The sequence below is a fragment of the Xanthocytophaga flava genome, assembly GCF_030068545.1.
Taxonomy (GTDB): Bacteria; Bacteroidota; Bacteroidia; order Cytophagales; family 172606-1; genus Xanthocytophaga; species Xanthocytophaga flava.
In genome coordinates this window covers 220,750-238,260 of sequence record NZ_JASJOR010000012.1, presented here as the reverse complement: position 1 = coordinate 238,260, position 17,511 = coordinate 220,750, and the positions used below count along the sequence as shown (strand labels likewise).

The window sequence follows — 17,511 nt, the reverse complement described above, 5'->3', positions numbered from 1 at the left end:
ATGAATCCAAAATCACATTTAATCAAATATGATTTTTTCTATAGATGCTTTTTTGTAAAATAATATTTCATACTACCAGGCAGATTTAGTACTATATTTTTCTTTTGATTAGTTGGACAAATCAAATATTCATACAACTACTGGAAAAATATTTAACATATATACTTATTATTTCTATCTTACAAAGGGGATGTAAGATTTTTTTAAAAATTAATTAACGTACGAATAACAATTACATAAAGGAACCAGTAATGAGCAAAAACAACTATGTTATTATTATGGCAGGAGGTGTAGGCACACGCTTCTGGCCGTTTAGTCGCACCAGTAATCCCAAGCAGTTTCATGACGTATTAGGAACAGGCCGGACTCTGCTCCAACAAACTGCTGATCGTTTTGATGGTATCTGTCCACCCGAAAATATATATGTTGTAACTAGTGCAGAATACAGAGACTTGGTAAAACAGCAACTACCACAGCTCTCCTACGATCAGATATTACTGGAACCAGCTCGTCGCAACACAGCTCCTTGTATCGCGTATGCAGCCTACAAAATTGCTCATAAAGATCCTCATGCCAATCTGGTTATAGCTCCTGCGGATCATATCATATTAAAAGAAGAAGCATTTAGAGCGGATATCCAGAAAGCACTGAAAGCTACTACAGAAACAAATAAAATTGTAACACTGGGAATTAAACCTAGTCGCCCTGATACAGGGTATGGCTATATTCAGTTTCATCCAGAAGATGGAGAAGATGTTCTGAAAGTAAAAACCTTTACAGAAAAACCAAGTCTGGAATATGCTAAAAAATTTATTGAGAGTGGAGACTATGTATGGAATGCAGGGATCTTTGTCTGGAATGCACAGACTGTAACTCAAAATTTCCTGCAGTATCTTCCGGATATAGCAGAAGCATTTGAAGATGGCAAACCATTCTACTTCACTACAGAAGAATCTACTTATATAGACAAAGCCTATTCCTGGTGTAAAAGTATCTCTATTGATGTAGGCATTATGGAAAAAGCAGATAAGGCTGGGGACGTCTATGTAGTATTAAGCGACTTTGGCTGGTCTGACCTGGGAACATGGAAATCATTGTATGAAGTATCCGATAAAGATGAGCATGAAAATGTTATTGATGGGAGTGTGATGTTGTATGATACCAAAAACTGCATCATCAAAACTCCTAAAGATCGTCTGATTGCTATTAATGGTCTGGATGGATTTATCGTTGCAGAATATGATAATGTACTTCTGATCTGCCGCAAAGATGATGAACAGAAAGTAAAGGAGTTTGTCAATGATGCGAAGAATAAAGGAAACGAATTTGTTTAATTAACACAATTGCTTACTATTTAATCTTCTATACCTACCCTCATGCTTAACATGAGGGTAATTTTATGTCTATTATGAAGTATATTTATACTCTTATTATCTCTCTGAGTACTATTACCTGTATTTCTGCCCAGACTAAGACTCCAACAGAATCAACCAGTGACAGTGTATATCTTTTTGTAGATCACATGCCTGAATTTCCGGGAGGGATTCCAAAATTGAGCAAGTTTATAGAAAAGAATTTAAACTATCCTGAAGAAGCTCTTAAAGCCAATGTAACAGGAACAGTTTTCGCATCATTTGTCATTGGAAAAGATGGAACCATCCAGAATCTTTTTATTGCCAAAGGAATCGGGTATGGGTGTGATCAAGAAGTTCTTAGAGTGCTTAGGCTTATGCCAACATGGAGCCCAGGTATTCTAAATGGCCAACCAGTACCAGTAAGATTTGCTATACCAGTCAATTTTGGGTTAACACGTAAATAGTTAGTTCTTTCATAATATCTGAAAATCCCTCTTATAGCCCTAGCCAGCAATGAGGGTTATTCTTATTATTTCCTATGAAAACTTTTTAACCGACATAAGATATAGTTGCGACGAGGAAGTGGCTCGTGTACTTAAAATCATGCCGAAATGGTAGTCAGGTTTTCAAAACAATCAAAAAGTGTCTGTCAGATATTCGTTTCCCATCTGTTTTTGGCTCTGGACAATAAGTTATAGGTAAATAATAACAGAAATTTTCATTTGCTGTTATGGAAAAAAGATGTCTTGTGCATCAAAGCAGAAAATACTGCTTTATGTACAAGGCAATAGTTATTCTCTTTTCTATTTTTCTTCTCTCGATTCCAAATTATGCTCAGGTTAAACAGAGCAAATTAAATACGTCAATCCCAAAAACGTTACAGCCACTGAATTGTGAGCAACCTCTTTTCTGGACAGCGCAACTTGCTCAATATCCGGAGGGTATCTCTGCATTATATACTCTTATTCAAAAAAATCTCAGATATCCTGCTCTGGCAAGGAATAACAAAGTTCAGGGAACAATCTATGCTGGTTTTATAATAGATGAGAAAGGATTTATCAAATCCCCTCAGATTTTACAAGGCTTAGGGTATGGATGTGATGAGGAGGTAGTGCGTGTACTTAATCTTATACCACAATGGGTTCCTGCACAACAAAATGGAAGAAATACGGCTATTAAATATATTCTACCTATCAGCTTCTATCTTGCCATATAAGGCTTTTCATTACTATTCAATTCATATAGAAGATAGCAAAACAACTAAAAGCAGCATTTTGTGTATGCAAAAATATACATCTGTAATCTTACTAATTATTCTTACAGCTTGTGATTTTCACAAAGAAACAGACGTTACAGTATTTAACTCTCATCAGACACATTTTCCTACTCTTCATAAAACCACAACCATTGATTCGAAACTTTCCGAACGAGCACCACAATTTCCGGGTGGAGAAGAAGGATTGAAACAATTCATTACAGATAATCTGCAATCTCCACCAGAAGCACTAAAAGCCGAAGTTACAGGAAAAGTATATGTTAGCTTTACTGTAGGAGACAAGGGTCTGCTTCAGGATATAAAAGTAATTAAAGGATTGGGCTATAGATGTGATGAGGAAGTAGTACGATTAGTCAGACATATGCCAGTTTGGGAACCTGCTCTTCAGGGAGGCCACCCTATTGATGTAAATTACATTCTGCCTATTGAGTTTAAGTCTACCAGAATAGCCCGGAAATAAACAAAAGAGCAAGTATGATGAAACGACCACTAATGCAACTATCCACATATTGTATCTTTTGCATTCTAGGTATTGTGTTATTGTCAGGTTGTAAGAATGAATCCTCTCCTATAGCTTCTCAGAAAAAGGTAACAGATACATTGTTAGTGGATGAAAAAACAGAAGATCTTCTTGTTTCTGATTCAGATTATCAGGTGGATTATCTGGCAGAATTAAATAGAGATAGACATTCTTACAGCGAATGCTATGTAGTAGATACTCTCCCTGAATTTCCTGGTGGAAAAAAAGCAATGGAATCATTCATACAAAAGCATCTGAAGTATCCACACACTTTATCTGATATAAGTGGAGTAGGATACGTTACTTTTTGGGTTCAACAAGATGGTCACCTCGAAGACATCCATGTATTAAAAGGAATAGGGCCAGACTTTGATAAAGAAGCCCTACGAGTGATTCAACTCATGCCTAACTGGAAACCAGCACAGTTCAATCATCGTAATGTATCGTGTCGCTATACTCTGCCTATAAGTTTCTCCACACTTACAAAGTAATTCGTATGGTTTCTCAAATAGTCAAGTTCATACTCTTTCTATTTCTGACAACTCTCTCATCCTGTGTTAATCATGAGCCATTCATTTCTTCAACCCAGAAAGAAGAGTCTACCATAGATACTACAGTGTCTACAGATTCAGTAGCGTTCTGGGGCTGCTTTATAGAGCAAAGACCCGAATTTCCTGGAGGTATATGGGAATTAGGTCCGTACTTACATCAAAATCTCAGGTGGCCAACTACCACCGCGGATGCTAGTGGAATTGTATATGTCCGATTTCTTGTCAATACGGATGGCAGTATTAGCAACATTGAAGTAATAAAAGGAATACATCCGGATTTTGATGCAGAAGCCGTACGCGTTGTTCAGCATATGCCTAAATGGAAACCAGGGAAATCATATGGTGAAATAATAGCCCAAGAGTATACATTACCTATTCGTTTTATATTGTCATCAAACTCTCCCAACTAATCAGTATTAGATTATGGAAAAAGGAAGTTCTCTGCATCTACCTAACAGGTAACAGAATCTTCCTATGAAAAAATCTCTATTCTTCCTTTTCCTTTTGAATTGTGGTGTCTGCTTTGCTCAACAGTCAAAACCAAAAGTTTCTGGAAAAATACAGGCTCTAACATTTACAGCTACTGCAGAAGATCCTCCTTCCATAGATAGCTTATTTATCGCTGATAAAATAGCTTTATCTGAGGCAAATGAAGAAACACGCATAATTACATGGTTTGGACAACTGCCTGAGTTTCCGGGAGGAATTCCCAAATTACGCGAGTTTCTACAAAATAACTTACACTATCCGGAAGTTGCTAAGAAATTAAAAATAGAAGGTGTTGTATATATACATTTTATTATTACTATAGATGGCACTATTGACGAGATTAAAGTAAAGAGAGGTATTGGCTATGGTTGTGATGAAGAAGTTATACGCATTATTAAACTGATGCCTAAATGGAAACCTGCATCTTCAGGAGGACGCAACATATCAAGTCCATATAGTCTACCTATCAGCTTCGTTCTTTCTGGGAAGAAGAAGTAACCTCTGCTACTTATATTTTATGAGAAAAAGTATACTGTTTATACTCCTTATTTTGATATCCTGCTCCATCAATAAGGAAAGGATACAACCGCAATTCGATAAGAAGGACAACACGCTAGATGAGGATACAGCAATTGTTTGTCTACTTTACCCACAAGTAATGCCTGAATTTCCAGGAGGTGTGCAAGCCATGCATAGCTTCTTTAAGAAAAATCTCCAGTGGCCTTCTAATAAGACAGATATAGGAGGAGTTGTATTTGTTAACTTTCTAATCAAACCAGATGGCAGTATTGTAGAGCCTGGAATAGCTAAAGGTCTGACCCCTGATTTTGACGCAGAAGCCATACGAGTTATCAAACTCATGCCTAACTGGATCTACCCAGAAAATCCCGACGAAACACAACTACAGGGAATGCGATGCAGCTTACCAATTCGCTTTAGTCAGAAGTAAAGATTATACTTCCACACCTTTATCTCCTTCATAGCATTTATACAGATAAAATTTTGATTATCAACTAATTACCAACTATATAGTGCGTATAAAACACCCCAACGGGAAGCTAATTCAACGGAATGCGGCAGGTAAAAAGTAATGCCAACACTCTCTCCTATCACCCTGCCACTGGCACAAATGTTTGGCAGGTTTGCACACAACTTTTCTTTTTAACACAAACCTTTTAATCCTATTTCAATATGGCTTCTTTTGGAGATTCCGTAAAAAACTTCTTTTCTGGTTCAGATAATGTTGAATCACTTCGCGAATTATTTCTTGAAGAATTAAGAGACATTTATTATGCAGAGAACAAATTGGTGAACACACTACCAGCTATGGCAGAAGCTGCAACCACCAATGATCTTAAGACTGCAATTACCAGACACTTAGAGGAAACCCGTGGCCATGTACGCCGTCTGGAACAAGTATTCAGCTCAATCAATGAAACACCTTCTGAAGTTACCTGTGAAGCCATGAAAGGCTTGCTCGAAGAAGGCAACGAACTCATTGATGAAACAATCGAAGGCACACTTACCCGGGATGCAGGTATTATCATCGCTTCTCAAAAAGTGGAACACTATGAAATCGCTGCATATGGATCATTACGTACACTGGCACGTCTGCTAGGTTATGAAACGGCAGCTTCCTTACTGGCTCAGACATTACAGGAAGAAAAAAATGCAGATACCTTATTAACAGATATTGCAGAATCATTTGTGAATCAACGTGCGTTGGCAGAATAATCGTATAGACGTGTTCACAAGAAAAAAGACCTGATCACCTCAGGTCTTTTTTCTTGTCAGTATTACAGACTATACCCTCCATCTACTGTTATCACTTGCCCTGTAATAAAAGTATTGCCTAAGAGAGTATCAATAACGGCTGCAATATCTTCGGGCTGCCCGACTCTCTCTGCGGGAGTTGATTGAGCTAGCTGCTGAAATGTTTGCAGTTTGGTTTCTTCTGGCAAAAAATTCCACCAGGGAGTATTAATCACGCCAGGAGAAACTGCATTTACCCGAATGGGTTTGAGTTCTTTGGCTAACACAGGAACCATAATTTCCAGTGAGCCATTGATAGCCGCCAGACCACCTGTTCCTTCTCTTTTGGCTTGTGAACTGGCAGCAGACACAAATGTAATGCTACCATGAGAGGCAATATATGGGATAGCAGCCTGTGCGGTAGCTAATTGCGGAAACAGCTTTTCCTCAAAACCTTCTTTTAACTGTTGTAGGTCCAGATCCCGAAATAAACCCATACCTTTTCCCCCGCTTACGGTAATCACCAGATCTGTAATAGGATCTATCTTTTTCATAAAAGCCTGCAATTGTGTTATATCAGAGGAATCTACAACTTCTCCACTTGCCAGCGGACCTAATTCAGTTAACACGTGCTGTAGTTTTTCATTATCACGTCCTGTAATTGTAATCCGGATACCTTTTTCAATTAGTTTCTTTGCAGTAGCTAGTCCTATTCCGGAAGTACCACCGGCTATCATGACGTGTTTGCTTTCTGTTGTCATTGTCCTGTTGGTTTAAAGTAGTAAATAAACACTTCAAAAGTAGGGGTTGACACAGAGAAGCATTGTTCACTTTTTGCTAAGTAGTTTGCATTTCTTGCTATTTGGGCTGCACAGCAATACAGATCTTACGGTTATGAGAAGCATAAGGTAAATTGAAATCCAATTGAGAAAAAGCTTCAAAGCCTATGGATTCAGGAATAATCTCATATCCGCTCTGAGCAATCCATTGCTTTTTGAAATGAAGTGCATAATTCACCACCTCAGACATACCTCCTGTTATCTGAATCTGTGCATGCTTAGCTCCCCCCAACGCCATCATTTTTTCAGTAAACCGAATATTTTCAGAAGGGTATACACGTATACCAGCCAGATAGCGGCATTGCTCCATCTTTGTAGTAACTGGCGAATCCAGAAATACACCATAAAAGTGAGGGTAACGATCTGTCATATCCCTTGCTTCGGCCCATTGATATATATTCCGGAATGCTTGCATACTATTTTCTTCCTTATCAAGCAATGCAATCTCATATGCAATGACAAAGCGTTCCATTCGTACTATCTCTAACTGGTCACTTGATAAACTGACAGTTGTTGTATTGTGTGTAAGCTTTTGCAGCTCTAATTCCCGATATTGCTCTGCGTTTATCTGGTATCTACGCCGAAAGGCTCTGGCAAATACTGAGGCAGAACTAAATCCACAATCCAAAGCAATTTCATAAATGGATTTATGAGGATAAAATATCAAGTCTTTACAAGCTTTCTCTAGCCGTAACCGAAGTATGTATTGTTTAGGTGCTTCTCCTATCTGCTCTTTAAACAGCCTGTGAAAATGAAAAGAAGAATAATTTGCCTGTTCGGCCAGGATATCCAAAGATAACTCCTGGTCAAAGTTTGTGTGAATATAATGAAGGACGGATTCTAACATAGAAACCAGTTTTTAGTTCATATGACAAGTAATACTTATACATTTCCTGTGTTATCCATTATCCGGGCTTTTGCCATTGTTGCAATTATCAATTCTGCATTTAACTTTACTTATTCAAATATACAAACCAACTGCTATCCTTTCTCACCTTATTCCATGAAGCTAAAGTTTATCTTACTCTTTACTCTTACTATTATTTTCTGTCAGCTGGTTGCAGCTCAGTCTAAATTAAAAGCCATCAAAGCTGGAAAAGTCATTGATGTAGTCAGTGGTACGGTATTAAACCAACAGGTTATCCTGATTGATAGTAATACGATTGTCAATATAGGTACGGGACTGGCTATTCCTGCCAATGCTGAGGTTATTGATCTAAGCAATGCTACAGTGTTACCCGGTTTGATTGACTGTCATACCCACATTACTTCTCAACCGAGTGGTGACTATTATGGCGATATTTTTCGCAAAACGCCTATGGACTATGCTATAACAGCCCATATCTATGCCAAACGCACATTACAGGCAGGATTTACGACCTGCCGCGATGTGGGTGCTGCAGCCTTTATAGATGTAGCCCTGCGTAATGCTATCAATTCAGGTGAAATTGAAGGTCCCCGGTTGCAGGTTGCCACTTTATTTATTGGCTCTACAGGAAGTCATGGTGACTTAAATGGATTCTCTCCTTTCCTGAGTTTTCAGTTACCCAAAGAAATGATGGGAGTAGCCGATGGTGTTGATGCGCTTCGCAAACAAGTACGGTACAATATCAAATACGGCGCGGATGTAATTAAGTTTGGGGCTGGAGCTGGCGTGTTATCTGAAGAAGAAAGTGTGGGTGCACCTCAGTTTTCACTGGAGGAAATGAAAGCCATTGTAGAAGAAGCAAAAATGTGGGGACGGAAAACCTGTGCTCATGCTCATGGCACAGATGCTATCAAACAGGCTATCCGGGCAGGAGTAGCCTCTGTAGAACATGGCAGCTTTCTGGATGCTGAAGCAATACAGCTTATGAAACAGCAAGGTACTTATCTGGTTGCCGACATTTACAACGATGATTACATTATGAGTGAATACAAACGCTTGGGCTATCCGCAAAAGATTCTGGACAAAGAACAACTGGTAGGACGTACGCAACGCGAAAGTTTTGCCAAAGCAGTAAAAGGAGGTGTTAAAATAGCCTATGGAACAGATGCAGGTGTATACCCTCATGGCTGGAATGGAAAACAGTTTTATTACATGGTAAAGTATGGTCTTACTCCTATTCAGGCTATTCAGGCAGCGACTATCAATGCAGCAGATCTATTAGGATGGAAAGAACGTATAGGCTCAATTACCAAAGGCAAATGGGCTGATATTATTGCGATAGAAGGAAATCCGCTGGATGATGTTACTCTATTGGAGAAAGTTAAATTTGTAATGAAAGATGGTAAAGTTTATAAGAACGAACTAAAAAAATAACCATACTTCCTAAATACAGCAAAGGCAAAGAAGACTGACATTCATAGACTATTCAGTATTTCTTTACCTTTGTTTTTTATTTAATTCTAACCAGACATTGTATGGAATGGCATCTGATAGCAATGGCAATACTTTATATTATAGCGGGAATCCTTCACTTTGTGAAACCCCGTATGTATGAATCGATCATGCCCCCCTACATTCCGGCTCATCGTGCTATGGTGCTGCTCAGTGGATTTGCAGAATCTGCCTTAGGTATTGGTTTATTATTTTCACCAACCCGGGTTTGGTCTGCGTGGGGCATTGTACTTTTGCTGATTGCTATATTTCCTGCCAATATCTATATGGCTACCAGCCAAAAATTCCATCGCATTCCGTCCTGGCTACTATGGGCTCGCCTCCCACTACAGGCGGTCTTGATCGCATGGGCTTTACGATATACCTAACCGTATAAACCTGATAGGAATTATAATTTTTTCTCAGGCCCCTCTTTCTGATATCCTTTCCCATCTATAACAACTTTTTCTATAGTTCCGTCTGCACTGAGTATAAAATTGACAGTATCTTTTCCATACCATTTTTTTTCATACCACCCCCTAAACGTATTATAATGCCAATGTTCTACCGTAATCTTAACGAACTTATTGATTGTGACAGCTAATTGATTATTTGCAAGAGTAATCACTACATCTCCATACAAAGGATCTGAATACTTGCCAGTATAGGCTTCCAGAGGTAATGAAGGTTGTGTATTTAGTTTTCGGCTGCTTTCGAATTCTTTCTCTGCCGTTTTTGCTGCTTCAGCCAGACTCTGATATAGTGTCAAAAACTCAGCACTCCAATCACGGTTCCCTCCCAGAGTAAACAAGTCAAATGCCTTAAACATCAATGCATGACGTATCTCTGCATGATCATAGTTACCCAGAATATAGATACCTAACTTAGCCTCGGGCAATTGGCCATGAATAGCAATAGTACCTGGTAAGCTACCTGTATGAAAATTAACTTTCTTACCTTTATAGTCCTGTTGAAACCATCCTAGTCCATATGTTGTCCAGTTAGGTTGGGTCAGTCGCATGGTAGGATAAAACTGAGAGGGTGGCACCATTACCTGAGGTTTAAATAATTCCGCCCACGTTTGCGGATTTACTAACCTTCCACCTGTATACTTGCTACTATCGAGCATACAGGCAACCCATTTTGCCATATCATCCACACAAGACCAGATACTACCAGCCGGTCCAATAGCATCTGCTTTTAAATCTTCAATAGCAACGATAGTATTCTCTACTTTGAAATGGGGACGTGATCGATTGACATCCGTTACTTCTTTAAAGTAGGGTTTGGTACGGGTCATTCCCAGAGGCTGAAAAATACGTTGTTTCATAAATTCTCCCCAATTCATACCACTCACTTTCTCAATTACCTTCCCAGCTACCAGATAAAAAATATTCTGGTAAATAAAGCTTGCCCGAAACGAATAAGAAGGTTTGACCATTGCCATCTTTTGAAGAACCTCCTCTGAAGACCAATCCGTATCACCCCATAGAAAATCTGTATTACCTACACCTGAATTATGGGTAAACAGGTCCCGTATGGTCAGTTCTTTCGTTACATATGGATCATACAGATGAAAATCTGGCAGGTATTTAATTACAGGGTCATTCCAGTTTACCTTACCTGCATCTACCAACATTCCCATGCCTGTTGCTGTCAGTGCCTTAGTGGTAGAAGCACAGGCAAATAGTGTATGGGCATCTACAGGTTGAGCTGTTCCAATTTCACGTGTTCCATAGCCTTTCTTTACAATTACCTTTCCATCTTTTACAACAGCAATAGCAAGACCAGGAATTTGCCACTCCTTAACAGATTTTTGAATGTAGGCGTCAAATTCATTGAGTTGCTTAGTCGTTTGAGCAAACAGTAAGGGAGAAAGCAGATAAAGCAAAAATGGTAGTATTTTCTTCATAAAGGTTTGTATGGTTCAGGTTAGTGTTAGTATACATCTTCAAAAGATTTTTTTAAACAATTACTTAGCCCTATTTCTCATTTTTCACAATTTTCCCTCCTATCATCACAAATTTTACACGCTCCAGTTCTGTAATGTCTTTTAGTGGATCTCCCTTTACAGCTATAATATCAGCCAGCTTTCCAACCTCAACTGTACCTATTTCTTTCTCTTTTTTTAAAATCTCTGCATTTACTTTGGTAGCACACATAATAGCCTGCATAGGAGTAAACCCTAGTTTGAGGTACTCAGTAAACTCCTTAGCTGAAAAAGCAGATGGCCAGTCAATAAAGTCAGTCCCCAAACCAAACTTTACTCCTTTTTTTACAGCCAGCTGAAAATTTGTATAAGTGCCTTCTTTGGTTTTATTAGTTAGTGTTACTGCTTTTTGAAGAGCTTTTTGATCTGCAATTTCTTCTGTGTGATATAAGTGAATAGCTAATGTCGGAATCAAGTAGGTATTATGTTTCACCATCAGATCAATAGCATCATTTTCAAGAAAAGATCCGTGTTCAATGGTACGCACACCTGCTTCAACAGCCATCTTAATTCCTTCATTGCTATGGGCATGAGCCATGACAGGTACATCACGCCGAGCAGCTTCTTCCACAACAACTTTTAATTCTTCCGGACTAAAATGTACATTATTCGGATTGTCACCTGAACTCATGAAAGCCCCTGTAACCAGGATTTTAATCCAGTCACTGCCATATTTGATTTCATTACGAACAGCTTTTCGCAGTTGATCAGGTCCATCGGCGACAAGTCCATCAGCAATAACAGGTTGTTCATATGAAACAAAATTAATATCACCGCCGCCACCTGTTACCGAGAGATAATGTGCGGCTCCATATATTCGGGGACCACTAAACAATCCTTCATTTATGGCTTTGCGGATTTCCATATTAGCATAACCTACATCGCCATCTCCGGCAACACGGAGTGTTGTCCATCCGGCAGACAATAGATCCTGTACTCTGTGTAACCCAGCTAATGCTTTGTAAGCAGAAGATGTTTTTACATGATATACCTGGTAACCTTCTACACTCAGATTTGGATGTACATGCAGATCAATCAAGCCTGGAAGTAAAGTGTAGTCTCCCAGATCTGTAACAATACTATTTTTAGGTAGCTTATCTCTGGTAGTAATACCGACTATTTTATCCCTTTCAATAAGTATGGCAGGATTTGGAATAACTTTCCCTGTTCCATCAATAAGATTTTTTGCCAGTAAGACAGATTTTTGAGCAAAACAGGAAAGGTGTATAGACAGTAGAATGGCAATGAGTAAAGTTTGCTTCATAGAAAAGTGGTTTGTATAGCTAGGAGAAAGCGTAGAATCAGATTCTCACTTGACTAAAAATACAAAGTTTATGAGGAATACCAAACATACTCCCAAACCACAACTATGAATAATCCCATCTGTCTATAGAATTGGTAATCAACTATGTTGCCAATGCATAAATACCCCAACCTAAAAGTACGTAAAAGCTTATAGTACCAATTGAGACAGCAGAAACAACTATTGTGTGTACTAACTTTACTTTTTTCTGCTTTTTAAGGAAATCATCCTTTATGGGAGATGTTGTTTCAACGCTTTTCAGAGTAGTTACTATTTGTTTATCATAGTATAAAGATTGATACAATTTCTTTTTTAAATCAGGCGCAGCCTCCACCAATTCAAAAAAGTTCTGAGGATGCTGTTTGCTGAGAGCATGAGCAGCAGCATCAAAATAATTCTTTTCTTCATAACCAGATAATTCTCTGAACTTATCTTTCAGCTTGTCAGCAGATAAAATAGTAGCACTATCCAGTATACTTTGCATACTATTGACATTCTTAGCTTCTTTGGCTTCAATACTATCTCGTATTTGTTTCAATTTATTCATTGCAAATACCTGAAAGCTTTTGTGTGGCCCCCCTACATTTATAGATGCGGTCTCACTCTTGGTGAATGCCTGCCAATAACTAAAGGCATCAACTGGACCAATAGTAATCCAGGGATTTTTGAGATGTAGAGTATCATTCAGTTGTGAAAACCGGCTATACCAATAACCTTCATTCACCATATAATTGGCATTTTGGTTACTTATTGAATCTACTTTGATCTTTATAGATTTTTGTGGTCTACTTTTATCTACCAGATGTACCCTATTTTTAGAGTCTTTACCAAATTGAAACTTTTTACCAATGTACAAATCATCCTCTGATTTTGGTTGAAGTATAACTGTATCTTCAGCAATAAGCACATCTAAGACAACATGGAAGGAATGTTGTTCTAGTTTATAAACGAACCCTGAGTCATTTTTAATCTCAATGATGTAACGAAACTTGTGGCGTTTGGCAAAAAGAAAGGCACTGGAGTCAGTCTGAGCCCAGGTTGCTTGCAAACCATAAAAGAATACCAATAAAAGAAGTGGTTTTTTCATAGTTGTATTGAGAAACTTTAAACATAATTACTAAATATACAACAATACCAGCACTCCAAAAATGTTACTAAACTAGAATAGAAGTGTTTATCAGATAGTAAGGCTTCCTAAGTATTCTTCCCACTATCATAAATCAAAAATCCCATCTGCTTGTTGGCACAGATGGGATTTTATATTAGCAATTTGAATCTCATTATTGGGTGACACTATCCATCAGGGTAGCCTTGATTGCAAAGTCGGGAGATACCGGCAACTGAAAACCTATTACCAACATATCATCCATTTGCGATTCATGGCCTTTCCAATCATGTATGGTCTGTGTCAGTATCTGTTTTTGTTCTGTGGCTGGTTTAGCATGAATATCTACCAATAACTGACGGAAACGTTTTGCCATAAACTTCCGGTTGTCAGGTCCACCAAACTGATCTTCATATCCATCTGTAAACAGATAACAATGCGTATTAGCACTCACTGTAAAGGTATGATTGGTAAACAATCGTTCAGCTTCTTTCTGAACCCCACCAATTCCAAATTTATTGGCTTTTGTTTCAATCAGTTCGCCATTTTCAACAATATATAGTGAGTTATTAGCTCCTGCATACTGCAATAACAATGTACGTTTATTGAAAGTACAAAGTGCGATATCCATACCATCCTGCCTTTCACTATTATCCTCCTCCTGTTTCAACGCTTTACGCACTCCCTTGTGTAATAAATTCAGAATTTTCGCTGGCTCGGTAATGCCCTTCTCATTGACAATCTGGTTTAACAATGTATTACCAATCATGGACATAAATGCCCCTGGTACGCCATGTCCGGTACAGTCAACTGCCGCAATAATAACAACCTCTTCTTTTTCTGAGAACCAATAGAAGTCACCACTTACAGTATCCCGTGGCTGGAAAAATACAAACGATTCTGGCAATGCTTTTTCAATCTGGGACTCTAATGGTAAGATAGCATGTTGGATCTTCTGAGCATAATTGATACTTCCAGTAATGTGTTTGTTCTTTTTGGAAATATCTGTGTATGCCAGCTCCAGTTCATGCTTTTGCAATTCAATATCGTTTTTCTGAAGTTCAATCTGCTCTTTTTGCAAGCGTATTTCCAGTGTACGTTCTTCTACACGTTGCTCCAGAATGCGATTGGCTTGTTCCAAACGATAGGTACGGAAACGAACAAAGAATACAACGCCAGCAGCAATGGCAATCAGGACTATTCCCTGGAACCACCAGGTTTTCCAGAACGGAGGACGCACTACAAAGTCAAATTCGCTGACTTCACTTACTGTTCCTTGTGCATCACGGGCTCTTACCTGTAAAGTAAATGAACCATCAGGTAAAATAGGAAAACGAAATACAGGTGCTGTTTGCCATTCAGACCATTCATTGCCAATACCTGACACACGATACTGATATTGAATGGCTGCTTCCTGACCAAACTGACGAGGAGACACTACAAACTGAAGTGCATTCTGATCATATGGTACACTAACATCATCAATAGGCAGATTCTTACCCTTTTTGTCAGCTACTCGTTCAAGATATACATGCAATGCAGGAAGTGTACCAAAGTTAGGCTCCCCATTAATCTGATAAATCTGATTGGCAGCATCTACCACCCAGATGTTTTGTTTGCTGTCAATGTACACATCCCGCAAATCTGAAAACAGATTCAATAAAGCTGTACGTTGCTGATCTATTTTTTGTGTGCTGCTGATTTCTTGCCATCTTCCCTCCAAACGCATCCAGGTAAGATCCTTCTGTCCATAGACAGGAGCACGCAGATCTATTCCTTTCTTAGTCCAATCTCCATCAATCTCCAGCTTATTTTCAGAACTGTTAAAGCGATATAATTTATTGTCTATAATAAAGGAAGGCTTGCCTTCTGCCAGGAATACAGGAATAAGGTCAGAATAAGGAAGTCCGGTAGTATAAGGATGTGCCTTATGAACTTTGCCTTGTGTATTCAGTTCCAGCTTCCATACCTGATTCAGGCTACCCAGCCATACGGTATTTCCTTCCTGACACATAGAATGAACAGGTGTTGATACCTGACGGGTATAATTTTCGGGTTCCCACTTGTCTCCACGCAAATTCAGAGCATATAACCCGTTTTGAGCTCCAACCAGAATTCGTTTGTTAGTAGAAGCATATAAGGACTGTACATATACACCTGTCAACAATGGGGTTGAAGAGGTTCCACTAATCTGATATACACCATTACTTCCTGCTGCCAGTATCCGGCCTTCAAACAAAGAAAGCTGACGACACTTTCCAGCAAACCCTTCTATTTTCTTGAACAGATAAGGGATAGACTGTAATGCGTAGATTTCTTGTTGGCGATTGACATTCGTTGGTTTGTCTTCCAGTTCAATAACTTCTTTTTTCTGGTCTACCTTTACATCATCTTTCCCTCCAAATAGCTTTCCAAGCAAACCTTTGCGATTTTCTTTGATGGTAATGGTTTTTGTGATGCGTTCAATCTGACGTTTTTGCTTTACAAATCCGGAAACTTCCTGAAAAGAGTCGGATTTATCCAGATAGAAAATACCTTCTGTTGTTGCTACATACAGCATATTCTTATGTGAAAGAACCTGCGTAACATTACCAATCAATCCCGGATAAGTAGAGAAGTTGGATACCAAAAAATGAAAATCAGCACGGCTTACTCCCATGGAATGACTGATCCACAAGTTTCCTTGTCCATCTTTACTTACCGCCTGAATCTCATCTTCAGGTAATCCGGTCTGGAAGTTTACAACGTGACGTATCTTTCCTGTTTGCTTTTCAATAATAACACATCCACCCGAAACAGTAGCAAGGGCATACATAGAGGCTGATAAGTCTGTGCCACTTGATAACTGATTCGCATCCAGATAACTTTGTGCTTCAATAGATAAAGGAGACAACTGCTGACCGTTAAAGATCCACAGACGATTGTTGGATGTTCCCAGAATCTGCTTCTGTTCCGATAAAGGAATAGTCGCTACAATACGGGATTGTCCCAAAACCTCTGTTCCTGCAACGGTAGTCAATTGCTTCCCATTAATACGTTGCAAACCTTTTCCTGCTACGTTTATAAATACCTGATTATTCTGAACAAACAAATCCTGAAAGGTTGCAGAACCGGAGGCTTTCCATACATTACTTAACTGGTCTTCTTTTACATCCCACTCATATACAGCTGACTTATTTAACAGATATACATGATTTCCATTACTTTTTATCTGTGTAATAGCTCCTGTAATCTTTTGTTCCTTCCCATAACCAACAAACTGATTCTCTCCATTGGCGTTTGTCTGAACATAGCCAAATCCTTCCTGACACCCTACATATACACGCTCTGAATAATCAGGGTGTGTAGTCAATGATAAAGGTGTGGTAGCAGTCCGAACCAATATCCATTCTGATCCATTGTAAAATAAGACACCTTTGGTATTGGTTACATAAATATGCTGATCACCTCCAGACAGAATAGAAGTAAATGTGCGGGGTAAGTCATACCCTGGCAGATTAGCAGGTGTAATCGTATAATTGGTGATATAGGGATTACCTTGTTGGGCGTTGGCAACGAAGCTTCTTCCCAATAAGACAAATAGTAAGATAGATACTCTTAAAATATATGTAATTCGTGACATGATACTGAGAATAGTAGCGTTTTCTTTTACTTTTCAGTAAAAATACCTCCGCTATTTCAAAGGTTACATATCACTGGTAGAATGCTGTCTCTCAAATCAGTAAGGTTGTTCCGATTTGATAGTATGCATACATAGGATATCACATAAGCCAGCCAAACATTACAGGAATTCTTGTATGGAAGAATAATAGCAATCTGCTTTTTTATTATGTTACCGCTCCCATATCTATCAATATCAGAGAAAGTTACCAAACAAGTATGCAAAAACAATCTAGTATCAGAAACTATACTGTATCTATTTTTAGTACACAGTAAGCCCGGATAGGGTTTTATGAAAAAAAGTCTTTCACA

At 38.7% G+C, this 17,511-nt stretch carries 17 protein-coding genes; 11 read left to right on the top strand and 6 right to left on the bottom strand.

Going from position 1 to position 17,511, the window contains the following annotated elements; translation table 11 throughout:
- Positions 1-251 precede the first annotated feature (251 nt).
- The 9 genes from QNI15_RS18980 to QNI15_RS18940 all read left to right on the top strand — a co-directional run bounded on the left by QNI15_RS18980 (position 252) and on the right by QNI15_RS18940 (position 5,925).
- Positions 252-1,334, top strand: coding sequence for a mannose-1-phosphate guanylyltransferase (locus QNI15_RS18980; protein ID WP_314033027.1), 1,083 nt, complete (start codon positions 252-254; stop codon positions 1,332-1,334).
- Between the two features lie 74 nt (positions 1,335-1,408).
- Positions 1,409-1,819, top strand: coding sequence for an energy transducer TonB (locus QNI15_RS18975; RefSeq protein ID WP_313997609.1), 411 nt, complete (start codon positions 1,409-1,411; stop codon positions 1,817-1,819).
- Positions 1,820-2,130: 311 nt separating this feature from the next.
- Positions 2,131-2,571, top strand: a complete 441-nt coding sequence (locus QNI15_RS18970) for an energy transducer TonB (RefSeq protein WP_313997607.1) — start codon at positions 2,131-2,133, stop codon at positions 2,569-2,571.
- Between the two features lie 64 nt (positions 2,572-2,635).
- Positions 2,636-3,091 carry an energy transducer TonB gene (locus QNI15_RS18965; RefSeq protein WP_313997605.1) on the top strand — a complete coding sequence of 152 codons (456 nt, stop codon included), beginning with the start codon at positions 2,636-2,638 and terminating at the stop codon, positions 3,089-3,091.
- 14 nt (positions 3,092-3,105) lie between these two features.
- Positions 3,106-3,642, top strand: coding sequence for an energy transducer TonB (locus QNI15_RS18960; protein WP_313997603.1), 537 nt, complete (start codon positions 3,106-3,108; stop codon positions 3,640-3,642).
- 5 nt (positions 3,643-3,647) lie between these two features.
- Positions 3,648-4,112, top strand: a complete 465-nt coding sequence (locus QNI15_RS18955; protein ID WP_313997601.1) for an energy transducer TonB — start codon at positions 3,648-3,650, stop codon at positions 4,110-4,112.
- A 64-nt stretch (positions 4,113-4,176) separates the two neighbouring features.
- On the top strand, positions 4,177-4,689 hold the full coding sequence (locus QNI15_RS18950) for an energy transducer TonB (protein WP_313997599.1): 513 nt from the start codon (positions 4,177-4,179) through the stop codon (positions 4,687-4,689).
- Positions 4,690-4,849: 160 nt separating this feature from the next.
- Positions 4,850-5,140 (top strand): energy transducer TonB, encoded by a 291-nt coding sequence (locus QNI15_RS18945; protein WP_314033025.1) that lies wholly within the window; start codon positions 4,850-4,852, stop codon positions 5,138-5,140.
- A gap of 242 nt (positions 5,141-5,382) precedes the next feature.
- Positions 5,383-5,925 carry a YciE/YciF ferroxidase family protein gene (locus tag QNI15_RS18940; RefSeq protein ID WP_313983068.1) on the top strand — a complete coding sequence of 181 codons (543 nt, stop codon included), beginning with the start codon at positions 5,383-5,385 and terminating at the stop codon, positions 5,923-5,925.
- A 62-nt stretch (positions 5,926-5,987) separates the two neighbouring features.
- Here QNI15_RS18940 and QNI15_RS18935 read toward each other — a convergent pair whose 3' ends face one another.
- Positions 5,988-6,704 carry an SDR family oxidoreductase gene (locus QNI15_RS18935; protein WP_314033023.1) on the bottom strand — a complete coding sequence of 239 codons (717 nt, stop codon included), beginning with the start codon at positions 6,702-6,704 and terminating at the stop codon, positions 5,988-5,990.
- Between the two features lie 97 nt (positions 6,705-6,801).
- Complete coding sequence (locus tag QNI15_RS18930) at positions 6,802-7,629, bottom strand: helix-turn-helix domain-containing protein (RefSeq protein ID WP_314033021.1); 828 nt, start codon at positions 7,627-7,629, stop codon at positions 6,802-6,804.
- A 21-nt stretch (positions 7,630-7,650) separates the two neighbouring features.
- Between QNI15_RS18930 and QNI15_RS18925 the strand changes: the two genes are divergently transcribed.
- Both QNI15_RS18925 and QNI15_RS18920 read left to right on the top strand, forming a co-directional pair.
- Positions 7,651-9,084 carry a Xaa-Pro dipeptidase gene (locus tag QNI15_RS18925; protein ID WP_314033019.1) on the top strand — a complete coding sequence of 478 codons (1,434 nt, stop codon included), beginning with the start codon at positions 7,651-7,653 and terminating at the stop codon, positions 9,082-9,084.
- A gap of 122 nt (positions 9,085-9,206) precedes the next feature.
- Positions 9,207-9,530: a DoxX family protein gene (locus tag QNI15_RS18920; RefSeq protein ID WP_314033018.1), complete on the top strand. Its 324-nt coding sequence runs from the start codon at positions 9,207-9,209 to the stop codon at positions 9,528-9,530.
- A 20-nt stretch (positions 9,531-9,550) separates the two neighbouring features.
- Here the strand turns inward: QNI15_RS18920 and QNI15_RS18915 are convergent, their stop codons facing one another.
- The 4 genes from QNI15_RS18915 to QNI15_RS18900 form a co-directional block, all read right to left on the bottom strand.
- A complete protein-coding gene (locus QNI15_RS18915; protein ID WP_314033016.1) occupies positions 9,551-11,053 on the bottom strand; it encodes a serine hydrolase in 1,503 nt (500 codons plus the stop codon).
- A 70-nt stretch (positions 11,054-11,123) separates the two neighbouring features.
- The gene (locus tag QNI15_RS18910) at positions 11,124-12,395 is read right to left on the bottom strand and encodes a metal-dependent hydrolase family protein (protein WP_314033014.1); all 1,272 of its coding nucleotides are present in this window, start codon (positions 12,393-12,395) and stop codon (positions 11,124-11,126) included.
- Between the two features lie 142 nt (positions 12,396-12,537).
- Positions 12,538-13,521: a hypothetical protein gene (locus QNI15_RS18905; RefSeq protein WP_314033012.1), complete on the bottom strand. Its 984-nt coding sequence runs from the start codon at positions 13,519-13,521 to the stop codon at positions 12,538-12,540.
- Positions 13,522-13,714: 193 nt separating this feature from the next.
- Positions 13,715-17,161: a SpoIIE family protein phosphatase gene (locus tag QNI15_RS18900; RefSeq protein WP_314033010.1), complete on the bottom strand. Its 3,447-nt coding sequence runs from the start codon at positions 17,159-17,161 to the stop codon at positions 13,715-13,717.
- Positions 17,162-17,511 lie beyond the last annotated feature (350 nt).